This is a genomic window from Candidatus Campbellbacteria bacterium (assembly GCA_028817035.1).
Taxonomy (GTDB): Bacteria; Patescibacteriota; Minisyncoccia; order Phycocordibacterales; family JABAAK01; genus JAPPQH01.
Genome location: JAPPQH010000010.1, coordinates 1 through 26,800, shown reverse-complemented (window position 1 = coordinate 26,800; position 26,800 = coordinate 1). Strand labels below are relative to the sequence as shown.

At 37.0% G+C, this 26,800-nt stretch carries 24 protein-coding genes, 3 tRNA genes and 1 CRISPR repeat array; of the genes, 18 read left to right on the top strand and 9 right to left on the bottom strand.

Features of this window, described 5'->3' with window-relative positions:
• Positions 1 to 39: 39 nt before the first annotated feature.
• The 4 genes from OXU73_01545 to OXU73_01530 form a co-directional block, all read right to left on the bottom strand.
• The gene (locus tag OXU73_01545; GenBank protein ID MDD9867995.1) at positions 40 to 2,238 is read right to left on the bottom strand and encodes a valine--tRNA ligase; all 2,199 of its coding nucleotides are present in this window, start codon (positions 2,236 to 2,238) and stop codon (positions 40 to 42) included.
• 46 nt (positions 2,239 to 2,284) lie between these two features.
• Positions 2,285 to 3,457: a tRNA (adenosine(37)-N6)-threonylcarbamoyltransferase complex transferase subunit TsaD gene (locus OXU73_01540; protein ID MDD9867994.1), complete on the bottom strand. Its 1,173-nt coding sequence runs from the start codon at positions 3,455 to 3,457 to the stop codon at positions 2,285 to 2,287.
• Positions 3,458 to 3,463: 6 nt separating this feature from the next.
• Positions 3,464 to 4,081 (bottom strand): rhodanese-like domain-containing protein, encoded by a 618-nt coding sequence (locus OXU73_01535; protein ID MDD9867993.1) that lies wholly within the window; start codon positions 4,079 to 4,081, stop codon positions 3,464 to 3,466.
• Positions 4,082 to 4,129: 48 nt separating this feature from the next.
• Positions 4,130 to 4,203, bottom strand: a tRNA-Val gene (locus OXU73_01530).
• 367 nt (positions 4,204 to 4,570) lie between these two features.
• Here OXU73_01530 and OXU73_01525 point away from each other — a divergent pair.
• From OXU73_01525 to radC, 10 genes are all read left to right on the top strand, one after another.
• Positions 4,571 to 4,643, top strand: a tRNA-Glu gene (locus OXU73_01525).
• Positions 4,644 to 4,698: 55 nt separating this feature from the next.
• Positions 4,699 to 4,770 (top strand) — tRNA-Glu (locus tag OXU73_01520).
• 86 nt (positions 4,771 to 4,856) lie between these two features.
• Entirely contained in the window at positions 4,857 to 5,267 is a 411-nt protein-coding gene (locus tag OXU73_01515) for a VOC family protein (GenBank protein MDD9867992.1), read from the top strand.
• A 67-nt stretch (positions 5,268 to 5,334) separates the two neighbouring features.
• Complete coding sequence (locus OXU73_01510; protein ID MDD9867991.1) at positions 5,335 to 5,892, top strand: NUDIX domain-containing protein; 558 nt, start codon at positions 5,335 to 5,337, stop codon at positions 5,890 to 5,892.
• A 211-nt stretch (positions 5,893 to 6,103) separates the two neighbouring features.
• Entirely contained in the window at positions 6,104 to 7,009 is a 906-nt protein-coding gene (locus tag OXU73_01505; GenBank protein MDD9867990.1) for an SPFH domain-containing protein, read from the top strand.
• 12 nt (positions 7,010 to 7,021) lie between these two features.
• Positions 7,022 to 7,495, top strand: coding sequence for a hypothetical protein (locus OXU73_01500; GenBank protein MDD9867989.1), 474 nt, complete (start codon positions 7,022 to 7,024; stop codon positions 7,493 to 7,495).
• A gap of 110 nt (positions 7,496 to 7,605) precedes the next feature.
• Positions 7,606 to 11,277 carry a type V CRISPR-associated protein Cas12d gene (gene cas12d / locus OXU73_01495; GenBank protein MDD9867988.1) on the top strand — a complete coding sequence of 1,224 codons (3,672 nt, stop codon included), beginning with the start codon at positions 7,606 to 7,608 and terminating at the stop codon, positions 11,275 to 11,277.
• A complete protein-coding gene (gene cas1 / locus OXU73_01490) occupies positions 11,261 to 12,304 on the top strand; it encodes a CRISPR-associated endonuclease Cas1 (GenBank protein ID MDD9867987.1) in 1,044 nt (347 codons plus the stop codon). Before cas12d ends, cas1 begins: the two co-directional genes overlap by 17 nt.
• 113 nt (positions 12,305 to 12,417) lie before the next feature.
• Positions 12,418 to 13,301: direct repeats of the CRISPR family, unit length 24 nt; unit sequence CCCCGATAATAAGGGGAGATAAGG.
• Between the two features lie 265 nt (positions 13,302 to 13,566).
• Complete coding sequence (locus OXU73_01485; GenBank protein MDD9867986.1) at positions 13,567 to 14,133, top strand: hypothetical protein; 567 nt, start codon at positions 13,567 to 13,569, stop codon at positions 14,131 to 14,133.
• Positions 14,134 to 14,207: 74 nt separating this feature from the next.
• Complete coding sequence (radC, locus tag OXU73_01480) at positions 14,208 to 14,888, top strand: DNA repair protein RadC (protein ID MDD9867985.1); 681 nt, start codon at positions 14,208 to 14,210, stop codon at positions 14,886 to 14,888.
• Positions 14,889 to 14,904: 16 nt separating this feature from the next.
• Here the strand turns inward: radC and OXU73_01475 are convergent, their stop codons facing one another.
• A complete protein-coding gene (locus OXU73_01475) occupies positions 14,905 to 15,525 on the bottom strand; it encodes a hypothetical protein (GenBank protein MDD9867984.1) in 621 nt (206 codons plus the stop codon).
• Between the two features lie 176 nt (positions 15,526 to 15,701).
• Here OXU73_01475 and OXU73_01470 point away from each other — a divergent pair, with 176 nt between their 5' ends.
• The 5 genes from OXU73_01470 to OXU73_01450 all read left to right on the top strand — a co-directional run bounded on the left by OXU73_01470 (position 15,702) and on the right by OXU73_01450 (position 20,693).
• Complete coding sequence (locus OXU73_01470) at positions 15,702 to 16,646, top strand: DNA adenine methylase (protein MDD9867983.1); 945 nt, start codon at positions 15,702 to 15,704, stop codon at positions 16,644 to 16,646.
• A 5-nt stretch (positions 16,647 to 16,651) separates the two neighbouring features.
• Entirely contained in the window at positions 16,652 to 17,437 is a 786-nt protein-coding gene (locus OXU73_01465) for a hypothetical protein (protein MDD9867982.1), read from the top strand.
• Between the two features lie 114 nt (positions 17,438 to 17,551).
• Entirely contained in the window at positions 17,552 to 18,427 is an 876-nt protein-coding gene (locus tag OXU73_01460) for a hypothetical protein (GenBank protein ID MDD9867981.1), read from the top strand.
• 79 nt (positions 18,428 to 18,506) lie between these two features.
• Positions 18,507 to 18,770, top strand: coding sequence for a hypothetical protein (locus OXU73_01455; protein MDD9867980.1), 264 nt, complete (start codon positions 18,507 to 18,509; stop codon positions 18,768 to 18,770).
• Between the two features lie 69 nt (positions 18,771 to 18,839).
• A complete protein-coding gene (locus OXU73_01450; protein MDD9867979.1) occupies positions 18,840 to 20,693 on the top strand; it encodes a hypothetical protein in 1,854 nt (617 codons plus the stop codon).
• Between the two features lie 4 nt (positions 20,694 to 20,697).
• Here OXU73_01450 and OXU73_01445 read toward each other — a convergent pair whose 3' ends face one another.
• Positions 20,698 to 21,972, bottom strand: coding sequence for a pitrilysin family protein (locus OXU73_01445; GenBank protein MDD9867978.1), 1,275 nt, complete (start codon positions 21,970 to 21,972; stop codon positions 20,698 to 20,700).
• A 100-nt stretch (positions 21,973 to 22,072) separates the two neighbouring features.
• Here OXU73_01445 and OXU73_01440 point away from each other — a divergent pair, with 100 nt between their 5' ends.
• Positions 22,073 to 22,639, top strand: coding sequence for a hypothetical protein (locus OXU73_01440; protein ID MDD9867977.1), 567 nt, complete (start codon positions 22,073 to 22,075; stop codon positions 22,637 to 22,639).
• Positions 22,640 to 22,704: 65 nt separating this feature from the next.
• Here OXU73_01440 and OXU73_01435 read toward each other — a convergent pair whose 3' ends face one another.
• The gene (locus OXU73_01435) at positions 22,705 to 23,739 is read right to left on the bottom strand and encodes a hypothetical protein (protein ID MDD9867976.1); all 1,035 of its coding nucleotides are present in this window, start codon (positions 23,737 to 23,739) and stop codon (positions 22,705 to 22,707) included.
• Positions 23,740 to 23,780: 41 nt separating this feature from the next.
• On the opposite strand from OXU73_01435, the gene OXU73_01430 reads away from it, so the two are divergent.
• Complete coding sequence (locus OXU73_01430; GenBank protein MDD9867975.1) at positions 23,781 to 24,221, top strand: DUF192 domain-containing protein; 441 nt, start codon at positions 23,781 to 23,783, stop codon at positions 24,219 to 24,221.
• A 3-nt stretch (positions 24,222 to 24,224) separates the two neighbouring features.
• The gene (locus OXU73_01425) at positions 24,225 to 24,611 is read left to right on the top strand and encodes a hypothetical protein (protein MDD9867974.1); all 387 of its coding nucleotides are present in this window, start codon (positions 24,225 to 24,227) and stop codon (positions 24,609 to 24,611) included.
• A 129-nt stretch (positions 24,612 to 24,740) separates the two neighbouring features.
• On the opposite strand, the gene OXU73_01420 is transcribed toward OXU73_01425, so the two are convergent.
• Both OXU73_01420 and ftsZ read right to left on the bottom strand, forming a co-directional pair.
• Positions 24,741 to 25,676 carry an FAD-dependent oxidoreductase gene (locus tag OXU73_01420; protein MDD9867973.1) on the bottom strand — a complete coding sequence of 312 codons (936 nt, stop codon included), beginning with the start codon at positions 25,674 to 25,676 and terminating at the stop codon, positions 24,741 to 24,743.
• A 1-nt stretch (position 25,677) separates the two neighbouring features.
• Positions 25,678 to 26,800, bottom strand: a 1,123-nt coding sequence (gene ftsZ, locus OXU73_01415) for a cell division protein FtsZ (protein ID MDD9867972.1), incomplete at its 5' end; no start/stop codon positions are given.

The window sequence follows — 26,800 nt, the reverse complement described above, 5'->3', positions numbered from 1 at the left end:
ATTTTAAAAAATCTTACTTATTAAAAATTGTATCACAATTTATGACAACTTGGGCCATTTTTCAACCATAAGCAAGTCCATATTTTTATGAGGCAGGGAAGACCATATTTCCTCAGTTATAGACGGCATAAACGGGTGGAGCATTTTAAGGTTTGTGGTAAGGATTTCATAAAGCACCCTTGCCCGTGATTGCTTTGCGGCTTCGTCCTGCCCGTTCAACACCTCCTTGCTTTCTTCAATTATGACATCCGCCAAATTGTGCCAGACATAAGCATACAACTTCTCAGCCGCAAGGTGAAATGAGTAAGAATCAATATTGTCAGTAACATGTTTTATATGGACTTGAAGTTCTTTATGCAGCACCAAATCTTTGTCTGTAAATTCCACATCTTTTTCAAAATCATAATTTGAAGGCATATTTGAAAGAATAAACCTTGTTATATTCCATATCTTGTTAGCAAAATGTTTTGCCGACTTCACTCTGTCATCTGAAAAATTCAGATCATTTCCTGGGGTAGAGCTTACAAGAATAGAAAAACGAAGAGCATCATTTCCATATTTCTCTATCACATCAATAGGGTTGATGGCGTTGCCAAGCGACTTACTCATCTTCCTTCCTTTTTCATCTCTCACAAGACCATTCAGATATACGGTCTTAAAGGGAATATCGCCAACACAAAAACCACTCATAAGTATCATCCTAACAATCCAAAAAATTAAAATATCATAACCAGTCGTAAGGGTTGAGGTAGGGTGATACACCTGAAAATCTTTTTCTTTTGTGTCTGGCCATCCAAGTGTTGAGAAAGTCCACAGCCCAGAAGAAAACCATGTGTCCAATGTGTCAGAATCCTGTTCCCATCCATCACCCTTAGGCGCAACAGCGTCACAATGTATATCATCACCTTTATACCATACAGGTATGCGATGCCCAAACCATATCTGTCTGCTGATGCACCAATCTTTTATATTATTTATCCAATTAAAATAAACTTTTGAATATCTCTCAGGCAAAATCTCTATCTGACCATTTTCAACAGCACACAACAATATTTTTTTGAGCGTTGTTTTATCTCCCGATTTAACCCCTTTTATATTTGACTTCTCAAGGACAAACTCTCTTTCAAGCCCCAGAAACCATTGCTCTTTTATCTGTGGCTCAATTATCCCACCACCCCTTGAATTTGTCGCTATGTTATGCTCGTATTTTTCGTCAATCTTTTCAAGCAGACCAAGAGATTTGAATTTCTCTACTATCTTATCCCTTGCTTTTTTAATATGCATCCCCTCAAACTCGCCGGCGATAGGGAGCAGGACGCCCCTAAAATCAATAATCTGTTCTTTATCAAGATTGTGCCTCTCTGCTATCTCATAGTCAGTTTCATCATGCCATGGGGTTATAGTCATCGCACCTGTTCCAAGTTCCATATCAATTGACTCATCTTTTATTACTGTCGCCTCAACCTTTCCATTTATCCAATCCACACTTATCTTTTGTCCATGCTTGTATTCCGTGTATCTTTTGTCATCTGGATGAACAACCACATATTTATCACCAAACTTTGTTTCTGGTCTTGAAGTTCCAATAACAAACGGTCCATATTTCAAATAATAAAAAGGGGAGACCTCCTGCTTGTATTCAATCTCATCATTAGAAACAGAAGTCTTCAATTTTGGATCCCAATTAACTATGCGATTACCACGATAAATAATTCCTGCATCATACATTCTTTTGAAAGCGGTATAAACTGCTTTCTCTCTCTTTTCATCAAGTGTGTATGCCTCGCGACTCCAATCAAGAGATGCAGCAGACCTTCTTATCTGGCTAACTATTGTGTTGTAATTATCTTTTGCAAATTTTTTAACCAATTCTAAAAATTTCTCTCTACCCAAATCCTCCTTTGTTTTTTTCTCCTCTTTGTATAAAATCTTCTCCACCTTCGCCTGTGTCGCGATGGCAGCGTGGTCTGTCCCTGGAATCCACAGAGTCCTTTTTCCCTTCATCCTGTTGTAGCGAATCAAAAGATCCTCAACCGCAACAACCATAGCATGACCGGTATGCAAAACACCTGTTACATTTGGAGGGGGAAGAACTATACAAAAAGGCTCTGCATCAGGGCTTGTGATACCATCTGCTACACACTTGTCAGGGTTAAAATAACCGCTATTTTCCCATTTTTTATAAATCTCGCCCTCGTATTTTTTAGGGTCGTAAGGTGACAAAAATTTCTCGTCCATATCTATATAATATACAATTTATTTAGTTTTTCCTAATTTGTAAATCTCAGTTTTTTAGATATGAGAGGGAACTGTCAGCCCTTATCTCATACACAGCCATTCCATAATCTTTCTGCATTGAGTTGAGATAACCCGACAGACCAATCATTATCGCGTTGTCAGTCGCATCTTTTGGTTTTGGTATGTGGAGCGAAACAGGGAAATCAAGCTCCGCCACCATCTTTGTCATAGCCTCCTTTATATTCTTGTTTGCAGCCACGCCACCGCCAACGGCAAGCGCACTCGGTCGGTGTTTCAAAATAGCCATTTTTGTCTTTGTCACAAGGACCTCTGTGACTGCATCCTCAAACTCACAAGCAACATCTTCTTTCTCCGCATCAGTTAAATTTTTTCCCTCAACAAAATACCTGACCGCTGTTTTAAGACCAGAGAAAGAGAAATCAAAACCATCATCTTTTATCATTGGGCGTGGAAATCTCACATCAATCTTTTTAGCCCTTGTGCGTGATAGACTTGCCAACCTTGCCACCTCAGGACCCCCTGGATAAGAAAGACCAAGAAGCCTCGCCACCTTGTCAAAACTCTCACCAACAGCATCATCTCTCGTGGAACCAATTTTTCTATAATCATTTTGTTTCTCTGAAAGGACAAGCTCTGTATGTCCTCCAGAAATTAAAAGCGAAAGCAACGGCATAGGAAATTTTTTCAAAGTATTGTTATCAAAAAATGAAGACACAATGTGTCCCTCCATATGATTCACAGGTATTATCGGCTTATCCCACAAAACAGAAAGCGCCTCTGCAAAATTGATACCCACCCAAAGGGTTGGCTCTAAACCAGGACCGACACAAACAGCGATAGCATCCACATCAGGCACCCCACACTTCGCAATTTCCTCAATAAAACTTTCCTTTAACTCCTCCTCCCGTTCAAGAATTTTTCCAATTTTCTCCTCATCATTTTTATCCATAACCCTGTCGCCAACCTTTTCTACACCCACCTCTTCAAGCGCTTTCAAAGTGATGGGAACAAGATTTTTAGCATGCTCGCGTTTCGCAAGAGTAGGGAACACGCCACCATATTCAGCGTGTTTCTCTGCCTGTGAGATTAATATATGAGACAGAACCTCTATCTTGTGATCGCCACCATCTTTCTCTACCGCATCCAAAAAACAAACAGCAGTTTCATCGCAACTTGTCTCAATAGCGAACAACCTCATAAAACCTTAACACCCAAATTCACCTGCCGTGCATCCTGTGTCAATAAGGAAAGGATTTGCATTTTCAAGGACACCTGGCTCGGGACCCTCTGTTACATATTGCTCTGGACTTGTATCTGCAAGTTCATGCTCAACATTCCATAAATTCCAAAAATATCTCCACTCATTCCAACCTATATTAAGATGCTTAACATAAATATCATTTTCAACAAGTAGCTTTCCAATTCTGCGACTCGTCATACACGGAACACTATAGCAATATGTTATTATCTCCTTGTCTTCTGGCAACTCCCTAAAAGAACCAACAATCCTCTCCACCTCATGATACGCACTTGTAAACTTATCACTATATGCAGGGATATTTATCGCACCCGTGATGTGCTCTCTTTCATATTCCTCCTGACTTCTTAAATCAACAAGTATAAATGTCTGATCACCCTTATCCATCCTCAATCTCAAGCCATGCGGACTCACACCAACAGCATTCTCAACCAAGTAATAATCTTTTATCAATTTGTTTTGGTTTTTATCACCCAAAGATTCAAACATATAAGCACCGCCAAAACCGCCCACAACTCCGACAACCAAAGCAACTAAAACCAATAGAATTTTTTGTTTATTCATATAAATAATATAATATGATAATTAAGTGTAAATGTAAATATGAGAATGTGGGCGATACAGGATTCGAACCTGTGACCTCTCCCACGTCAAGGGAGCGCTCTAGCCAACTGAGCTAATCGCCCAACATGGTAATTATACTAAAAGATTTAGGTTAAGGTAATGGGCTTGATTATCGGCTTTTCTTATACTTGACATATTTTGGGAGATATGATAGCATATAAAAATGGGTTAAACCCCAAAGTTCTTTTGCAAAAATCAACGGAGGTACTGATATGTGTCTTGCAGGCGCAGAAGGTTGGAAGTGTTCCACATGCTTGAAGGAAAACGAACCCACGGTGGATTTTTGTGATCAATGCGGACTTCCTTCTGATTTACCGCTACCGCCAGAGGTCGCTTTTGGTTTGGAACGCAACAAGGAACTCCGCAGGAAGTGATTCACCTTGCATACAGCCCCTCCCGCAAATGGGAGGGGTTTACAATTTCAACCGTGACCCTGTCGTCTAACCGGTGAGGACATCGCCCTTTCAAGGCGAAAATCGGGGTTCAAATCCCCGCTGGGTCACAACCCTTCCCATAACTGGGAAGGGTTTATAATTTTAGAGTATAATCTTATCATTGGCCCTATCGTCTAACGGCCAGGACATCGCCCTTTCACGGCGAAAATCGGGGTTCGATTCCCCGTAGGGTCACAAGGTCGCTGTTTATTTATAAAAGTCACAAAAGTCAAAACAGGCAGACAATGTTTGTTAAAAAAATATAGTATATAATTATCCCTATGCAAAAAACAAAAACATTCCTTATGTTTGTTGGTGATAAATGTGGTAAGGCAGAAGAAGCGCTAAAATTTTACACATCACTTATACCAAACTCAGAAATCAAGAGCATTAAAAGGTGGAGTGGCGATGAGCCAATGGGCGTCGCAGGACAAGTCAAAACTGCACTGTTTACACTCGCTGGCACTGAGTACATGGCATCAGAAAACCCCGCAGACCACAAATTCTCATTTACACCCGCAACCTCCATTTTTATTGAGTGTGACAGTGAAGATGAAATCAGACATATCCACAAAGAACCCTGTAATGAAGGCAGGGAACACATGCCCTTAGGCAACTACGGCTTTAGTAAATTGTTTGTGTGGGTAGAAGACCGCTACGGCGTCTCGTGGCAACTCAATCTCGCCGAGTGATCGGGTTTCCCCACAGAGCAATTTCTTTTCGTTAAGAGGTAAAAATTTCCGTGTTAAAATTACCCTAATGAACAATAATGAGATGCTTGAAGTTGTGAACGAGCAAGACGAAGTTATTGGTCTTGAAAATCGCACAAAGATACACAAAGAGGGACTACTCCACAGAGAAGTGCATATTTGGTTTTTTACTCCGAGAGGTGAAATTATCTTTCAACACAGAGCAAAAAACAAAGACACATATCCAGACCGACTGGATGCCAGTGTGGGTGGTCATGTTGAACCAGGGATGTCCTACGAGGAAACAGCCGTCAAAGAATGCAGAGAAGAAACAGGAATTGACATTGACTCAAGCGAACTAATTTTTCTTACTAAAAGCGCAGAGCGTTCCATAGACACAACTACAGGTTTAATAAACAACACCATCAGAGCGCAATACGCATACACACACACACAACCTATTGAGGCGCTTGTCGTAGAAGAGGGGGAGATATTAGGTTTTGAAGTGTGGAGCGTTGAAATACTTCCGAGACTCGCCGAAGAAGACAAAGAGCGTTTCATACCTTTCATTTTGTCTGACGAAACTCTAACTCTATTTGAAACCGCAAGAAAAAAACTATCAATATAATTTTTCATAACATAAGACCAACAACTCCACCCACACAAAGTGCCTTTGTGCCACCAAACCGAAGAGTTGCAAAAAGGGTTTTTGCCATAAATATGGGTACTTGATATTTTTCAATATATATGCTATTCTATAAAATAGCATTGGGCTTGAGAAAGCCCATGTTTTGAACCTTTTACACAGAGGAGGAAAACTCGTGAAAAAAACTATTGCAATGATGGCAATTTTGCTGGGCATGTTTGCCATGGGGGGGTGTGGCGAGAGAGTTGAAGTGCCACCTGCCCATGTCGGCAAACTCTCGACTGAGTCTGGTCTTCAAGAAAAGATCATACAGCCTTCAAAGTTTAGGCTGGAAGGTTTTTGTTGGAACTGTGACTCTCTCATCCTCGTTGAGGCATCAGACCATGCGGTTTTGGAACAGATGGTAATCTTTATGCCAAAGGACCAACTGAACCTCAATGTGGATGTGCGTGGCGTGTTTGCAATCAGCTCTGACAAAGAAAATGTTGAAAAGGTCTTTAGTCGTGTGACTGCCGACCAACAACCAAGCAATCGTGTCCGACTGATTTCAATGGCAAAGGTCTACAACACCTATGGACAGCCGGTCGTTCGTGAAGCAGTCCGCTCAATCCTTGCCGAGCACAGTATCGCACAGGTGATGGAAAACCGAAGCGAAATTTCTGCTATGCTTGTGAAGGATATTCGTGAGCGTTTGAAATCGACTCCTATCACGACCATAAGGTTTGGTTTGGCTGATATTCAGCCACCCCAAATCGTTGTCACTGCTCAGGAAAACAGAAAAGAACGCGAAATCGGGATTCAAAAAGCTGAAGCTGAAAAGCAGATAGCTTTGAAACAGGCAGATGCTGCCCTTGAAGTTGCTAAAAAACAACAGGAGGTTGACCTCAAGGAGGCAGAAACTCAAGCGCTTGTCAATCGCGTACTTGCTGACAGTGTGAGTGAACCATTTGTCACTCAGCGTTGGTTGAAGATTATGGAGACACTCGCCAAAAATCCAGATGGTCGTGTCTTTGTAATGCCCTTCGAGGGATTTAAGAATCCCGCAGTCCTTATGGGCACACTCAACAACGCCATGGCAGAATCGAACCAAGAAAAGTAAAGGAGGTATGTTATGGATATCACTGCCATCTCAGTCTTTGGGTTTGCTCTTATCAAAGTTGTTCTGTGGCTTGTAGTGATTGTTTCGGCAGTTGCTATTTGGCGCAGGATGGCGAACCAAGTGGAGCAAGCAGACCCCAAAATGGTTGACGGAAGCGAAAGAGCGTCTCCAGTCGGCGATGTACTTTGGTCAAACAAGTGGTGCATCGGTCTCTGGATGGTGTTTTTTGCGGCAGCCATTATCTACTCACAGGTAGAAATGGGGTATCGACCCAAAACGGTGATACAGCCCGCAAATCCTCTGCTTGAGGAGCAAGTCCGAGAGTATGACAAAGCTCCAACACCTGAAATCGGTCCTGCAGAGAGTGATTTGCGAGATGCTGCAAACGAAGGTTATAGTGAACGCAACCAGGAACAAAACGAGGTTGCGCGAGACGAGTTTATGAAGTTGATGCAGGATGCTGACTCAACACAGGATGGTGAATAAACCGTTTCTCCTCTAACCGAATTACGCCCCGAGTGCTCTTCGAGCCTCGGGGCTTTTTTTTTATATCGCTTTATTCCAAAATAAAAGTCTTTGTGCTAAAATAAACTGATATGAAAGCAAAACGATCAAGAAAATACAAGGGAATGACAGGTTATAAACTTCATCTAAGAAGGTTAAAATATACTGGTGGTAAGGCAATCAGAACAATAAAATTTCCAATTGTATTTAAGGATGAATCAGAAACAGAAAATCTTATGAATCAGATAAGATGTGATTATGAAGGTCAAGTTGGTCAGTTTAATGCAACAACATTGAAAGATGGCAGAGGAGAATATTCATTATTTGATTTATATCTTGATTTTCTAAGAGTTGGAAGTGTGTTTCATGACAATGTATTTAAAATAAAGAGTTTTATAGATGACAGTGCTAATAATGAGGTCAAGAAGGATATGAAGAAGAAAGATCTAAAATTCTTTGATTTAATAGATTTTGATTCTTTTAATAATAAAATAAGGCTCTCTGGCGGTGTAAGAAAGAAATCTGGAGAAGAAGAAATAAAAAATATATTTTATGGTAATCAAGATAGAATTGAAGGAATTTTATCAAAAGATAAAAATGAAGAAAAATTAAAGGGTAAAACAGGTATTTTTAAGCACAGTATATATATAAAAAATAGAAAAGAGGTTAGGAAATACACAGAACAGATATACAAAGGGATTTGTAAGTCGGATGGCGAGACTATAAAAGCAGATAAACAAAAAGAATTTTGGTCAAAAAATTTTGGAGTTAGTTTTATAGAAAAAGGTAATAATGAAGGTGCGTTGTTTATACACCCAGATTTTGAGTTTGCCAAAGAAGATGTTAAAGAACAGGATTTAATAGACAGAGTAAGGAAAAAGTATGGCGAAAACCCAATCTCTTTTTTGGCTATGGCAACCAATCATAACCCACTAAGTTATGCCTTTAATAAATTCCTTAAACCGGTTCGTGAAGGTGATATAGATAAAGCAAAAGAAATGATATTAAATATTAACTCTGATTTATGGAAGGGTAAAGAAAAAGAATTAGAAAAAAGATTAAAATGGTTATCGTCCCGTGCAAAATTATTACCCGAAACACCATATATGGCAAAAAGTTGGGCAGAATATAGAACAACGATGGGCGGTAAATTAAGTTCTTGGATAAGTAATACAGAAAATCAAAAAGAAGACATAGACCATGTTTTGTTTGGATATACCAAAAAAGATAAGGATGGCAAAGATGTAGGGGTTCCTGGACATGAAGAGCATTTAAAAACTTTGCTTGATATTATCAAAGAAAAAAATAATAAAAATATTGATAGATTAAAAAATTTAACAAATGAGTTGATAAATCTAAATAAATCAATAAAAACTAATTTATTGGCGAAATCATTTGATATATACTCAAGAATTTTAGGCGATCTTCGTGTTGAATTAAATAAATTTATACAAGCACAAAATCCAGAGATGGAAGAAAAAGAATTGAAGAAAGAGAGAAATAAATATAAATCAGTTTTTGCGACATTGCCAAAATTTCCAACTTTTCCTGGTATAAGAAAAAAAGAGCACTTGACAAAAATATTGAATTCAAAAGAAATGTACAAAGATGGTTTGGATATAATTGAACGATTAAGAAAGATGTTAGATAATGATTTAGAATTAAGGAAAATTGAAGATGAAGATGTTGAGAATGAAAAAATTACATTGTTAAGAAGATTTGATACTTTAAACAATCTATACAAAGATTCAACCCCTTGGGCACAGAATATAATTCAAAAGGCAATCACAACAACAACAGGCATTGATATTAAAGGACTTAAGGAGAAAGAAGTTTTTACAAAGTATAAGAGAAGAGGAAATTGGAAAGAGTTAGAATTAGGTAAAAATATAGAAGAAATTTTTGATTCAATACCAAAATTAATTGATTTACTGAGACCTGATTTTAAGAAAAGAAAATTAGAAAATATAAGAGAACATATTGATGCTATTGAACTTGAAAAGATTAGAATAGGATTAATTACTTACTATAAAAAGATAAGTGTCAGTAAAAGTGATTTTCTAAAAAATTTCTCTAAAACTAAACGTTTTGAAGAAGCTGGGGAATATCTAAAATTACAAGAGGGTAAGACATTGGATGGAGATAAAATTAATACAATTTTGCAAAGATATTTCTTTGCAGAAATGAAGGGAACGCTAAATATATTAAGCAAAAAAATATTTAAAGAAAGATATGTTGTTCAGCCCATGGGTTCTGGTGCTGATTTTCCTCTGGTTTTTGATAAAAAAGATAATCTTTGGTATATAGCCAAAAAGGAAAACTTATCTAAAACAAAAACAGAAACAGACTTTTTACAATTATCAGATAAGACAAAGGACCCATCAAAGAAGAAGAACTTTATACCAGTTGAAAATATTAATTGTGGTTTTAAGATCCAAAGTTCAAAATACCAAACTCAATTTTTGAACGAATCTTCTCCATTTTTTGGCAATTCTATTAATAAGGATTTTGATGTAAAAATTTCTGATTATTCATTTATAGGAGAAGAAGATTATCAAATTGACTGGTCAAAAGATCAGCCAGTTTTTAATAAAGTGAGGGGTAGTTCCAAAATCTTTATCTCTATTCCATTTGAGTTAAAGGTAAAAAAGAATTTGGGACAAAAAGAAATAAAGGCAGAGCTTGAAGAAAGGAATAGGTATCTTGGCATAGATGTTGGTGAATATGGTCTCGCCTTTTCTTTAATAGATATTAAAAATAAAAAACTTTTATTTTCTTGGTTTGATTATGAAAAAGGAATAAGGAAAGTCAGAGAGCGATTCAAAGAGAACAAAGAAAAACAAAAAGCAGCGACCTTTACATCCTCTAATACAAAACTTGCAGAAATCAGAAAATCAATAAGTAGTTCATTAAAAAACCGTATACATGATGTGGCTGTTCGGTATAATGCGATACCAAGTTATGAGCTTTCAATAAGTAACTTTGAGACGGGTAGCTCTCGATTGACTGCTTTATATAAAACAGTAAAAACTGCGGATGTTGCAACAGAAAATAATCCGTCAGAAAAAATGACAAGAGAGCATGTATGGGGCACTAGTAACTTTATTGGTGTTCATAAAAGTGCTTACGGGACAAGTTATGTATGTACAGAATGTTGGAGAAGTTTGTACACTATAAGAGATATGCAAAATGAAAAGTCTAAAAAGAAAGCAAGCAAAAAGAAGGAAACAGAAGAAGTTTCTTGGGAGTGGGAAAGAATCAATAATAGTAAATATATAAAAGCAACTATAGATAATGGGCAAGAAGTGTATGGCTTTTTGGAGGGAGATAAAAAGAAGGGTGCTATGAAAACAAAAGAACTAATAAAATCTATACAAGATTTTGCAAGACCTCCAATCTTTGATGTAGAAAATGAAAAGAATGTTAAATTAAACAGCGAGTCTTTTAAAGACCATCCAGTTATAAAAGACGCTTTCTTCAAGAAATATGATAACAAGGAACGGAAAAAGTTTTACGAGACAGCAGGAAACTCTGGAATTTTTGTTTGCCCATTTAAGGGCTGTGGACATATATCAGATGCAGATATACAAGCATCTTTGATTATAGGTTTAAGGGCTTGGTTTAAGAAAGATAAGAAAAATACAAAAGCCAATTTCCAAGATGAAATGAACAAATACAAAGATATGGGTTTCAAACCAGTAAAGTTAAACATGCCAAGAAAATCCTTTAATGATATTATAAGTAAAAATGCCAGGAAAAAGTAAAATACCAATTTGGTTGCCATATACTAGCGATATTTCTTGGCAAAAAGACAAGGCTACTTTTAAATTCAAGGGCGGAGTGCTTGATATTCCATGGAGTAGAATTTCCTCAATTTTATTTTATGGTGCTGTATGTCCTTTGGATGAAGAGTTTTTACAGTTATGCATTAGATATAACATACCAATTTGCATACATAGAAGGCATATGTCAAAGGCTATATGGATTACTGGTACCACAACAACGAATATAGATGACATACTGACTAAACAAATTATTTTCAGAGAAAATAAAATAAAATCTTTACATATAGCAAGGAAATTATTGTTAGCAAAAGTGAAATCAATGGAGTGGCTTCTGCCCAACAATAAACACACAATACATAAGATAAAATTTGCAAAAAGTGTAAAGGACTTAAGATCTATAGAAGCACTTCATGCGGTGAGGTATTGGAAGAAGTATTATGCAAAATTGGGAAACAAAGAATCAGAAAGAAGAAATAGAAAAAATGTTATAAGCTCTGTGTTAAACGCAGTGTCCAAGTTAATCAGCGGTGTGATTTTGAGATATATAACCTATCACAAAATGAGTCCATACCACGGATTTATGCATATACCAACTGACTATCCATCACTTGTATATGATCTTATGGAACCCTACAGAGGTTATATTGAAAAAAATATTTTTGAAACAATAAAAGGAGTACATAAAACTAACAGGGATAACAAAAATTTGGTTGCATTTGCGACTAAGGGCGTAGAAGACTTACTTGATAAAAAAGTTTATACACATCAAACAAGGCAGATAGTTACTTTTCAAGAACTTTTGCATGGTAACATATTGGCACTGAGGGCGTATTTATTGGGCGATGCCAAAAAGTTTATTGTTCCGATCCCCGGAAGGCCACTTGGAGGTCGTCCTAAAAAAGTTGGGTATAAGTTGTATGGTCGCTCTGCTGGACCTACCGACTTTAACATTGAAGCAGAAAGAGTTTCAAAGGATTGGGTTATCAACACCGATAGAGACAAGTAAATAAAAGTATGCTATAATTAAATAGTAGTTAATAAACATTGGTGTTTTGATATGACTTTTGTTTGTTAATTTTGTTCTTTAACAAGTATTTATATGGGGAAATCGGATAAACTCCCCGATAATAAGGGGAGATAAGGCAACCTTAAAAATTGAAAACCCCGATAATAAGGGGAGATAAGGCATGAATACAAAAAGAGCACCCCGATAATAAGGGGAGATAAGGCGTGTTCTTTTGAAGATGTCCCCGATAATAAGGGGAGATAAGGCATGTCGGTAATCGTATTTCCCCGATAATAAGGGGAGATAAGGCGAGGTCGATATAATCCTGCCCCGATAATAAGGGGAGATAAGGCCGATTCTGAGAGAATATACCCCGATAATAAGGGGAGATAAGGCGAAAACGAAGGACTAACTCCCCGATAATAAGGGGAGATAAGGCATCCGTGGGATTATCTCACCCCGATAATAAGGGGAGATAAGGCTAGTCATGATATGACACTCCCCGATAATAAGGGGAGATAAGGCGAGATGCCTTTTATAACCCCCCGATAATAAGGGGAGATAAGGCTTGTTGTAAGCGTAAAATCCCCGATAATAAGGGGAGATAAGGCATGTCTTTATCTTTTGCGCCCCGATAATAAGGGGAGATAAGGCCTGGGGGTGTTGACGCTTCCCCGATAATAAGGGGAGATAAGGCATTATAGAATGCGAGCGACCCCGATAATAAGGGGAGATAAGGCGAGGGGCAGAATGCATCCCCCCGATAATAAGGGGAGATAAGGCGACAAAGTCAGAAAGGAGCCCCGATAATAAGGGGAGATAAGGCCCGTGCTGGTTTGTGGCCCCCCGATAATAAGGGGAGATAAGGCCCAGTGAGATTACAACTACCCCGATAATAAGGGGAGATAAGGCGCGGTGGTTGTATTATCTCCCCGATAATAAGGGGAGATAAGGCGGTTAGAACTTCTGTCGCCCCCGATAATAAGGGGAGATAAGGTGAAAATAGTGTGAGCGCGAAGCGCGAACTCAATATTCAATATTGATTCTAGTCATTATCCAAGAAAAAACCTTTCTCCTCCTCATCTTCCTAAAACAAAAAAGTTTTTTCGGATAGTTTATATAAACTATCTTTGCCTTTAAACTTTTCTGATTGTCACCTATATAAGTACTTGTTAGAGAATAAAAGCATAAATTACTGGCTTAATGTCAAGCAGGTTTTGCGTGCTTGACAGGGGATGAGTGGTTGTGTGTATAATATATATATGAATTCAAGAGTTGTTAAAAATGTGATAGATGTATTGGCGGCTATTCCTTTGCTGGTTCTCATATCTGTCATGTTTTATGCACCGACTTTGTTACTCCAATCTCTAACACTACCGCTTTTAGTTGGTTCATTGTTTGTTTTGATTTATAGATTTTCTTCCCCAGAAAAGACAAATAAATTAATAAAAGTTTTGTTGGCAATTTTCTTACTGGCTTGGGTATCTGTTATTTTTTTTGGAGAGAATTATTTTGGAGTAGAATATGATTTACATTTAAGTTCTGGTAATTCGCCGATAGTGTTTTGGTTTATTGTTTTATTACCATATTTGTTTTTTATACTTGCATTTCTTTTTGCTACAACGAAAAGAGAAAATGCCAGGGTTTGGTTTTATAAAATAGTTTCAGTTCTTTCGCTTTTCACTTACCTACACCTAATGTATTCAATTTCTCCAGAGTTTGGAGGAATTAAAGAGTTAATCTTTTACAACACAATTACAACCATTCAACTGACAGTATCCGTCCTTGCTCTTCTTTGGACTGTCTATCGCGCTTGGGGTAGGTGGTGAATTAATAATAGAAGGCAATAAAATCATATTGCAACAATGGGCTGAGTATGGCATCATAGACCAATAGTTTTTGTATGGCGATAAAAAAATTTAGTGAATTAGAAACTGAAGATAGACCAAGAGAGATACTCAAAGAAAAAGGGGCAGAGCAACTTTCTGATGCCCAATTGATGCAGATATTGCTTGGTAGTGGAATAAGGGGCAAGGATGTTAAAAGGCTCTCAAGCGAGATATGGCGACTTCTTAGCAAAAAGAATTATAAGATTGAGAGGGCTGATTTGGAAAAGATAAATGGGCTTGGTGATGCGAAGATAAGCCAGATACTTTCCTGTGTTGAGTTGGCTGCAAGATTAAAGGGCGGCAGGTATCCAATAACTTCAGTTGATCCAAAGGAGATTTGGGAGAAGTTGGCTGATATCAGGGTGAGTCAGAAAGAGCATTTTATAATATTTTTTCTTGATTCAAGAAATAAAGAAATATCAAGAGAGATAGTGAGTATAGGAACGGTTAACGCAAGTTTGGTTCATCCAAGAGAGGTGTTTTCATACGCAGTTAAAAACAATGCGGCAAGTATATTGGGAGCACACAATCATCCTTCTAATGATAGCGAGCCGTCTGATGCAGATATAAATGTAACTAAGAGATTGGTAGAGGCAGGGAGTATCCTCGGCGTAGAATTTGTGGACCACATAATCGTCACCAAAGACCATTACTACTCAATGAAAGAAAACATGGAGGACTTGTTTGATGAGTAGGAGGGAGTGATTAACTCTATTGCTCTTCAATTTTGCTAGGGTTTATTGCCCATACCCACAATAACGCTGTAACTACGAGTGTCCAAAGCAGTCCCCAAAGCAAAATAAATAGGAATAGAGATTGCATATACATTCCAAATCCTAAAGGAAAGACAAATGTAAGCCCCAAAACACCAGCAACTTTTGCTAATTTGCTTTTGTTACCAAGCAACACAATTGACGCAAATATTATTCCCGTAGGAACAAGTAAGAAGCTCAAATTTCCAATTGCTTTAAACAAAAACCACCATGCTGTTACATCAATACTTTGAGCATTAGCTATTGCGTTTGTCCATTCGTTCTTCACAAGACCAAACAACATTCCAATAAATGTTAAAATACCCGCAACAGTAGCAACAACTCTGCTTCTCGCTTTTAGAATGGCAATAATACCAATCCATGCTACAAGCCAAGTTATTGTGTAAATTGTATCTATTATGTAATAACGCTCTAATTCAGGCAACTTACTTGCCAATTCTGATAATTCTATGGTTCTAAGTGGAAAAGGAAATGCTACCTGAATAAGCAGGCACAAGGATGCTATGGTTGCTGCCAATGCAATTACCTTGCGCGAAATTGATTTTAAATTTTCTTCCATATAGTAATCATTATAACATCACGCTCTAACCATTATATCCGAGTATTGCATAAGTCGGATTTTGACCACTTTTTAAAGAAAAGGTAAAGGGTAATTAGTAAGATTTTTGACGACTTCCACACTAAACATTTAATTTTCCCATACCACAGTTCTTTTTGCGAAGTATAATGCTGAATATGGGAAGGCTGAATAGGCATATCTTTGAAGAAAAGAGAAAAAGATTATTACAATGTCTTGAAAGCAAAAAGACAAAGTATAAGAGATTGTCACTTTCTCCGATTAGATATGCAGGTGGAAAAAGTTTGGCTGTTGGTCATATTATAGAAGCAATGCCACCAGTAAAAAGAATTATATCTCCATTTTTTGGTGGTGGTAGTATTGAAATAGCATTGGCGCAAAAATTAGATATTGAAATAATTGCTTGCGATATAAACAAACCTCTAGTTAATTATTGGCAATATCAGATAAATCAACCCAAAAGACTTTATGCTGAACTTAAAAAATTAAAACCAACAAAATTAGAGTATGAAAAAATTAAAAAAATTTTAAAAGAATGGAAAAATGGGGAAATAAAGCTAACAAAATTAGAGCAAGCAACTTATTTCTTTTTTAATCATAATTTATCATATGGTCCTTCTTTTATAGGTTGGGCATCGAGTGTATATTTAAATGAGACAAAATATAACAAAATGATAGAGAAAGTAAGGGACTTTAAAGCAAATATAAAAATAACTTGCGAGCCTTTTGAAAATTTATTTTTTAAATATAAAAAAGATTTCTTTTATTGTGATCCCCCTTATTTTTTAAAGACTGATGATGAAACAAGTAAAATGTTTAATGGCATATATCCTGAAAGAAATAACCCAATACATCACAAATCTTTTAATCATGAATTATTAAGAGATTTATTAAATAACCACAAAGGAGGCTTCATTTTATCTTACAATAATTGTTCCAAGAGTAGAGAATATTATAAAAGATATAAGTTAAAATATCCTTCATGGCAATACACAATGGGGCAGGGAGAAACAAGAATATCAAAGGTTTTAAAAAATAGAGATATAAAAAATAAAAATTCTCATATTAAAATGTCTCATGAAATTTTAGTCATATCAAATTAATTTTTATGGGAACGTCAAAAAAGAAAAGAGCAATGTCATCAGATTCTGCGCGAAATGTACGCAAAGAAGGTCATAATAAAGCAAGGTTGTTTGCTACCAAAATAGGATTAAATGAAGATTATCAAAACAATCCGCAGGCAAAAAAGGATGTCATAGACAAAAGCGGCGATGCCCATTCTGTAAAAAGTGGAAAATGGTGGCAAATCTTCTTATATAGCAGAAACAGAATGGATAGTGATTATATTTTTCAAACAATGGATGGTATTGGGGACATAGTAATAAAGATTTTAGATGTCTTTCCTTCAAAAAGAAAGGATTATGAAAAAAACAAAAAATTTTATAAGAAAAAACTTGGACCCCTAATGGTAGAATTAAAAGATAAGCTTTGTGGGAATAGATTAAAATCATTTCTATATAAATCTATTTTTAATGCTGGTGAAGTCCAATATTTAACTATAAATCCAAAAGATACAAATAAATTTTTGGTCTTCTATTATGAGGATGTCATAGATGTTTTAAGCATAAAATTGGTTGTTGAAAATTCAAAAGCACGCGTAGCAGACCAATATGATGATCAAAAGGTTATTTTTAAGGAAAAAAATAATTTCAAAAATGTTGGAGAAATAGAAGTGAGAAATGATAGTGAAGTTCATTATAGAGAAATTAAATTTAGGTTAAACGCTGAAAAAATAACCAATATCTTAAAAGAAAATATAAAAGAAGTAAAAGATATTGGAAAAAATGTAAGATTATATGGTAAGGCAATAAAAAAATTTAAGAAACCAAATTGAAGAATATGTACCCGCCAACTCACCCATTGTGCCGGTAAGTTTTCATCTCTGATTAATTTTATCAAAACATTCTTAATATTGACAAGGTTGTTGGTTTGGTGATATGATTATTTTATGAATAAATTGTTTGGAATAATAATTGCTATTGTTTTGATAATAATTGTCTTTGCGGTGGGTTTTTGGTCTGGCGGAGGAGGGTCTGCGATAACATGTGAAGAAGAATTTTGGTCGCAGCCAGTTAGTTTTAATGAGAGTGTTAATGCAGAAATAAAAGTATGTGATGATGTGTTGCTTTATGATGGATTTATAGGTGACAATGATTTTGATCAGCTTTTGAGTGCTGTTCAAAGTGAAGGAGTTCCAAGAGAGATACAGATTCGTTCTCAAGGTGGATTTACAAAAGTGGGCATAAAAATGGGTGACTTTGTGTTTGACAACGGTATTGATGTAAGGGTGATTGATATTTGTTTCTCCTCCTGTGCTAATTATATTTTCCCTGCTGGAAAGAATAAGTTTATTGAAAAAGATGCCATTGTGGGTTGGCATGGTTCTGCAATACAAGATGATGTTTTGGCTTTGTCTGAAGATAAAACAGGTGAAGAATTGTTTAGAGAAGCAATAACAAAATCACTTTTTGATGCGATTGAAAGTTTACCTGAGGAGCAAAGACAACTGGCAAGGATGGATGCTGAAGAGTCGATTGAGTATGAGATCCAGCAAAGACAAAAGGACATTGAAGAGGAGCGGGTTTTTTATGAAAAAATAGGTGTAAATCAAGACATAACTGTATTTGGTTTGTTGCCAGAAAACTATGAGACATACTATAAAGCGAACATAATAGAAGAAGAATATGGTGAATACGGAGGATGGATTCTTTCCTTGGAAGATATGGCAGAATTTGGGGTTGAAAATATACAATATTTAGGAGATGGGGAATACCCAGAGAGAAACGATTACTACGGTCTCAGGCTCAAACTTTTAAGCAGGTAATGACTTTCTTTTTGGTTTGTAATTTAACAGTATGGGTGTATAATTATAGGTGTACAAATTAAATGTATATAATTAATTTATGATGACAAGAAAAAAGAAATATTTTTGGGTTGCCTGCCTCATTGGTGTTATTATTGCCGCTCTCCCAACATTAACAAATATATTTTTTCTAAGTCCATTGGGTCAATTACTTGATACCTTTGTATTGAGCGTAATTGTCTTGCTTCCGTTTTTTAATCTGTTTTCTTCTGGTACTTCAGTAGTTGTTGCTGTAGTGGTTGTAAATGGAATAATATACGGGCTACTTGGTCTTTTGCTTGAAAAGTTTTCTCGTAAAAAATAGTGGACTTCTATAAAAATATTATTGATTTTACTTTCCGCTTTCTTATTAAAAAGATAGCATAATAAACATATGTCAAAAATGAACACGATATTAATAATTTTACTTCTCGTCCTTGTGGTTGCGGGTTGGTATTTTTATTCTTCTCAAAACAAGGTTTCGTCTGATGGCGAACAAGGTTATTCAGTTTCTTCACCTTTCTTAAAAGAGTATGTGGAGTGGGGTAAATTTGATGTTGGTTTGATGCCACTTTTCTTTCATGACAAGGAAAGATCTTTTGACGGCTGGAACGCTGTTCATGCTTCAGATGAATACAAAGCAGTCCTAAAAGAAATAAATGATGCAGGTGATAGACACATAGTTTCAACAAATGTTTGGTATCCGATAGAGAAAGGGGATACTTCAGGCAGGAAAGCCACATTCACGGACTTGTCAAAGAGTAAGAGCAAAGTGTTTAGCCAGTCAGCGATGGAAGCGCTTGGTTCTTATCTATTTACACTAACAACTGAGGAAAAAGAAAAGATGGATAAATCATTGGCAAAAGAGAAGACAAGAGATGAGTTGGCTCAGGAGTTATTTTCAGACGAGAATTTTGATGCTCTTGTAGAAGAAACTTCAAAAAGAATTGTTAATGCGAGATATGAAGCAGATATCGCACAAGGCACTTTCCCAGTTGTAGTTTTGGCACATGGTTTGGGTGGCACTTCTGCCGGCTGGTCGTTGTTTGCTGAGTATTTAGCGAGCAATGGTTATATAGTAGTCGCGCCGAGCTTTGCGTCAGACAGTTCATTGCCTAATGTCTTAGACAGCCCAGATTCTAAATATTATAAAAAAGTGGGCAAGGATGGTTTAGACAAGGCATACAACCTATTTATTAATGAAGATAAAGTAATTAATAATTTCTTCAAGTATTTCTACGGTAGCGCTCCATCTTCGGAACTTACTTTTGGCGGTTTATTATTTATAGATGGTTTGAAATGGGTTGAGGGCGGTGAGAAGAGGGTTGGCGATATGATGGCTGGATTGTTTACTCAAAGAGTCGCAGATGTCGCCACAATAATAGATGGTCTTGAAAGCTTAAATAAAGAAAGAAATGTTTGTGAGAGCGATTTTGAATCCAACGATCAAAAAGAACAGAGTTCTGTTTGTGGTTTCTTTGCAAATAGCATAGATTTGAAAGGTGTTGGAGTTGCGGGCCAATCGCTTGGTTCAATGACGGCACAGTTCTCATTAGCAAGTAATGACAAGGTTGTTACAGCGGTTGGCTATAATAATGGACCTCCAAGATACTGGGAACCAGAGGGTATATTTGGAGAAGGTGTTTCAGAAGACGGACAGCCGATAGGAAACAGAAAACCTGTAATGCAAATTCATGGTTCTGAGGATGGTTTTGTTCAAGCCGTATTCCGCGGAATTATGTGGAACACAGTAGTTGCTGCTGGTGGCGATCCAAAAGATATATGGGTCCTTGAAAAAGAAAGAGTTCTTCCGACAGATGAAAACCCACAGCCGGTCGCAAGAAACGCATACAATAGGGCAGTAGGAGACAAAATGATTATCTCTGTTAAGGATCTTAGACATGATGATTTGGTAGAAGATTTTCCATCTGTCGCCTCTGAGCTCAACCCTATCGTCATAAATGGTAAAAAATATTGGAGTAAAGTTAGAAGTGATATGAGAAAACCTGTGGGTGATGATGTGCTAAAAACTGATTTTGCGGGCGAACCTTATATGCCGATTGGATGGGATAAAATAGAAAAGGATAGTGCGTATTTACCAACTTTCATAAAGAATTACTACACAAAAAACTGGCTTGATTATTATCTTAAAAAGGATGAAAATGCGTTGTCAAAATTGTATGTAAATCCTCTCAGAGATAAGGGTGTTCTTGACATTAGGTCTTCTGAAATTTCAGTTGAAAGATAAGATATTACAACTCGTTCAATATGCTCTCAATCTCGGGCTTTAATTCTTGATTGAGTGGTCCCACAACAGCAAGTTTCACTTTGTCTTTTGTTAGTAATTTGTTTGCCACTTCTTTAATTTCAGCCGAATTGATTTTTTGTATTTTTTCTATGGTTTCTTCTGGCATCTCTATTACACCCAAATTAACATAATCTCTCATATATTTTCTTGGTCTTCCACCGAATCTATTTTCATTCTTCAAATTTACTGCCACTATCATTGATTCTTTGAATCTCGCCAATTCCTCTGCGCCAACTTCCTCTTCTTTTAATTTTTTCAATTCTCTTATTATTATCTTCATTACTTCTTTTAATTTATCAGGTTCTATTTTTGTATCTACTGTAAAATGTCCATAATCTGCATATCCGAATTGGATTGAGCACACATCATAGCAATAACTTCCTTTCTCTCTCAATTCTTTCCATAGACGAGAAGAGAACCCCCCAGCCAATATTTTTGCTAAAAGTTTTGCAGAGTAATAGTTTTTATCTGCTCTTTTTACAGATGGAACCCCTAAATTAAGTGTGATTTGTTCTCTATCTTTTTTATTAAATACTATGTTGTCTGTATCTCTTGCAGGTTTTATCTCCTCTTTTATTGATTTTGGACCCTTCCTTATGTCTGCGAAGTATTGTTCGGTCAATCTTTTGGCATCTTCATACTTAACATCACCAACTATGGTTATTATCGCATTAGCAGTATTGTAGTGTTTTTCTAAAAATGCGACAAAATCATCCCTTGAAAACCTCTTTATATTTTCTTTTGTTCCAATTATTTCTCTTCCTGCAGGCGTTCCTTTGAATAATTGTTCTACCAATAATTGTTCAACTTTTGAATAGTCGTTATCTTCATGCATATTGTATTCCTGTAAAATCACCCCTTTTTCTTTTTCAAGTTCATCAACGGGGAATTTTGACCTGATAAACATCTCTGATGTTACATCAATTATTTCCTCAAGATTTTTTGCGAGACCTTTAATATAATAATCTGTTATGTCATTACTTGTTGAAGCATTAGCAACACCTAAAGTACTTATGATACTCAAAAGTTCGGCAGGTGTTTTATATTTCTCAGTCCCCTTGAAGCACATGTGCTCAAAAAAATGAGCCAATCCATTTTCTTCCTCTGTTTCGTTGTTTGAACCAACAGAAACTCCCACCATGACCGTTACCAGTTTTGTGTCAGGTATTTCCTCAAAGATAAATGTGGAGCCGTTTTTTAGTTTTTCTACTTTTACCATATTTGGTTATTATAAACAAAGGCACTTAATAATGCAAATTGCCTTATTCCGAGATTTTTGATAGCATTTATTTATGCTTATTTATTAAAATAAATTAATTATGTTTAAAGTAATAGCAATAATACTTATTGTGGCAGGTATAATAACCATAACAATATCGCTATTGGGCGGTGATGATAATGGTCTTATTGATCCAGTCCCAGGAGATGTTCCAAGTGTCAGAGACGCAACTTATTTTAGTAGTGGTGGCAGCACAGAAATCAATGGGTTTAGTTACACTTTCCCATCGATTGTTGTAAATGACTATTTTAAGTCTTCAAATTGGCCTCCAATAATAACAGAGGTTGAAAGAAGAGAGTGTCAAGAGGGTGTTCAGGGAGATGGATATGAATACATAGCAATCCCTTATGGTAATGGGTACTGCATAGGAGGCAAGTTGGGTGAAGGTTTTGACTTTGATGGAAATGAAGTCGGAATACAAGAACTTGTTCTTTATGGCGAAACAGATGATGGTAATTTTGTTAAATTGGAGACAGCACTTCAATTCATGGATTGTACGCCATATGGAAGTGTGCCAAATGAATGTATAACAGCACAATCAGAAGCAATGAGTAATGTCTTCCACGAGATTCTTATAGATATTATTCAAAATGCTAAGAAAGTATAATTCTAAAGAATTAGCAAAACAAAAACAAAAACAAAAGCATGCGGACCATACCGCATGCTTTTGTTTTAAAGACCTATCTCAAGTATTATCTCGCCGTTTATCTTGCGCGTTTCGGGATACCTGCCATCCCCAAGATATATCACATCTCTCACGCCAAATTTTTCCATATCTTTTATGGTGAATGTGTGTCCCAAGACTCGCGCTCCTGGTGCTATCTCGCGTTCGTGTTGGCTTATTATCCTACTCTTGCCGAAGTAGTTGGCGATATCTGGATCTACCCCTATCACTCTATAAAATTCCCGCTCCTGCCTTTTTTCAGCAATATGAGCTTTCACAATATCCTCTTCAATGATTTTGAAATTCTCCCGCGCTTCTCTGCGCTTCTTTATATCCAATGACTCCGTGTCCCTAATAAATTGTTTCCTTGTAAAATCAAGATACAGTTGGTTTTTCCTACTCTCCGAGTCATCATCATCTCCGACAAGCCCAAGAACATTTCCATGCCATCCGACAAGCGCTCCATCCTCTATGTATTTTCTGTCGCCTGCAGGGAATATATAGTTCGCGCAAGATGAAAAACATATTTTTCTCACCTGAACATCTATTTTATTGTCATAAACCCACTCGCCAATCAGTTTTCCATAATATGTGTCGCCACCCCAAGAGGTTATGACGATTTTTTTAATCGCTTTATCATAATTTTCTATCGCCTCAAAAAGCTCTATATACTCCTGCACATTTGTGTTTCCTGAGAAATATATCGTGTCATCCTCAAATTTTAAATCTGCGGCACGATCCTGTTCCGTCCTCACGGCAGGCGCTCTATACTCCTTGTATTTCGGTAGAGGAGAAGGGAATACAGCTCTTTGTTGTTCCTGCCCCTCTTTGGGCGCAGATGTTTTATCTATAACTTCATTGAAGTCAGTACCCCCATCTTTGTCGCGGTCTATCTCCTCAATCTCTACAACCTCACCATCCTCAAACTCTACAACCTCGCCATCCTCATCCGATCTTACAAAATACTCATAAAAAATAATATAAAAGAAAGCGATAAATATCGCCACTATGATTGTTACAACTATGATATGTAACCACTTCATACTTTACATACTATCATTTTATGTGTATATTGTATACATATATGAAGTTATTTACTTTGTCTCTCATATTCACAATATTTTTGGCATCAGTTTTTTCTTTGCCAACCATGGCGGTTACAAACAATTCAAGCGTAACCATAAATGATGCAAAGATTTTTGTGGATGTCGCAGATACGCCACTGTTGAGAATAAGACACATAAACGGCAGATATTATCTGAAAAAAGATTCAGGAGTGTTTCTTATTTTTGATAAAGAACAAAAGTATGGGTTCTTGGCGACACAAACATTTTTTTCTGTAGATGTGGTTTGGTTGGGTAAAAGGAGAGATGTCGTTCACATAGAATACGGCATTGAACCACATACATTTCCCGAAATTTTTTCTCCCGACAAGTCTGCAAAATATATGTTGATAGTCCCTGCTAATTATGTAAAAGAAAAGGGAATAAAGAAGGGGATGAGGGCAAGTTTCTCAGGTATTTAATTTATGTTTTTAAAAATACTCAAAATAATAGGTCTTCCGATTTCCATAATAGTTTTTGCGCTGTCTTTGGTTGTTTCCTCAATCGCCACCTTCGCAGACTTGGGGCAGGGCGTGTTTTCTACAATTGAAGGCATAGTTCTCATAATACTAAATCCGCTTGCATACCTTCTTATAGTGATGTCATTTATCTCGGAGAAATTTATAAAAAGGTCTTACAGACCAGTCCTTGCGGTGATTTTTGCCAATATATTTTTGATTGTTGTCCTTTATATCCACTCAATCCTCATGGCGAACATGTTTGGAGAATCAGAGACGCTTTTGTTGTTCTTAATACCACAGATTATATATCTTTTTTGGGCATTTCCTCAGAGAGAAAATCCACAGAAGTAATGCCATATTCACACAACTTATCTTCCATCAACCATTAAAATAAAAATAGAACGATTTTTCGCTACCTTGGGAATCGTTGTGGGACCGTAGCGGCAGTCAAGGACGACTGCCGCTTTTTTTTGCGTCTGATTATTTTTTCTTTGTGAGTTGTATGTAAATGTCCTCAACGGCTTTTACTGCATCCCCGGCGGCTATGTTGTTCTGATGGTATAGTCCGTTTGAACAATCTCCTGCCGCCCATATTCCGTCTGTACTTGATCTTTGGTTTTTTGGATCAACAACAATTCTTCCATATTCATCAAATTCCAAAAGATCTTTAGAGAGAAATTCTGTTTGCGTTATAAGACCTATCTCAACAAAAACACCTTCTGCATCAAGTTTTTTATCTTCACCACTTTCTCTGTCTGTATAGACAACCCCAGTTACTTTATCCTGTCCTTCCACTTTTTTTATTCCAGCATTCAATATCCCTGTCATCTTTGGGTTTGCAAGAACTTTCTCAACAGTTATTTTATCCGCTTTGTATCTGTCTGAGCGTTGTAGCAAGGTTACGCTCTTTGTATATGCTAAAAGCTGTGCTGCTGTCTCAAAACCAGCGTTTCCACCTCCGATAACCACAACATCTTTGTCTGCAAAAAATGGTCCGTCACAACTGGCACAATATGTAAGCCCCTTATGCTCCAGTTCTTCTGCTCCCTCAATACCTTCCAATTTTCTTCTGCCCGCACCAGATGAAATAAAAACAAATGTTGTTTGGACTTCTTCGCCCTTAGAGTCTTTTATTATAAAAGAGTCGCCATTTTTTTGAATGGATGTAACTTTAGAAGAAGTTTTTATCGTCAAGTGATCTTTTGCATACGCCTCTAAGTGTTTTCTAAATCTTTTTGCGAGCTCAACTCCAGAAACTGAGATATCTCCTATCCAGTTCTGAATCTCAGGGGAGACAATACTTTGTCCGCCAAATGTTTCTGTTATCAAAAGTGTTTTTATCTGCTTCCTTGCGGCATAAACACCTGCTGAAGTTCCTGCCGGTCCTCCACCTATAATTACCAAATCGTAAGACATATCAATCTTTCTTCTTTAGAAAAGAGGGGAGATGCCATGTTTCTCCACCTGTAGCGCCCTCCTTTTTTGTTTTTTCTGCCACTTCACCATCATTTTTATTATTATCGCCATTTGACCTTATCCGTATCACATCATCATTTTCCTTTGCCGCAGGCGTGTTTTTGGAGAAAGAGAAGTGCATTCCATTTTCATTACTGTGGGGGAATCCTGTCGCAATCACGGTTATTTTTATCTCTCCTTTTTTCAATTCTTTATCAACGGATGTTCCGGTTATGACCTTTGCATCCTCACCTATGTTGCTGGTTATAAGTTCTGCCGCCCATTGTAACTCCGCCATCTCAATATCGTTTTTCGCTGATGCGATTGAGAATATAAGTCGTTTTGCTCCATTTATTGATATTTCCAAAAGGGGAGAAGAAATTGCGTCCTGTGTCGCGATTTCAGACCTATTTTTACCTCTTCCGTAGCCGATACCCATCAGCGCGAGCCCAGAGTTTTCCATTACTGTTTTTACATCTGCAAAGTCAACATTTATCAAACCAGGTATCGTTATTAAATCAGAGATACCAGAAACAGCGTTAAGCAGGATATTATCACACAATGAAAACGCATCTTTCATGCTTGTGTTTTTGTCAGATATTTCTAAAATTTTGTCGTTTGGAATTGTTAGGTATGCATCAGTCTCCCGCGCCAAATTTTCTATTCCATTTCTTGCAAAAAGTGCCCGTTGTTTTCCTTCAAATGAAAACGGCTTGGTAACAACGGCAACTGTAAGTATGCCCAAACTCCGCGCGATTTTCGCCACAACGGGCGAAGCGCCTGTTCCTGTGCCTCCGCCCATCCCACAGGCGATAAAGACCATGTCAGCGCCCTTTATGGCTTCAGTTATCTCCTCTAAACTTTCTTCTGCCGCTTTCCTGCCGAGCTCTGGATTCATGCCGGTCCCTAAACCTTTGGTTGTCTCTTTTCCTATGTTTATCTTTTTTTCTGCAAGTGATTTACGCAGATCTTGAGAGTCAGTATTTATGGCTATGAATTCAACACCCTTAACCTTTTTTCTTATCATATGATTTATAGTGTTTCCACCAGAACCACCACAACCAATGACGCGAATGCGTGCAAAT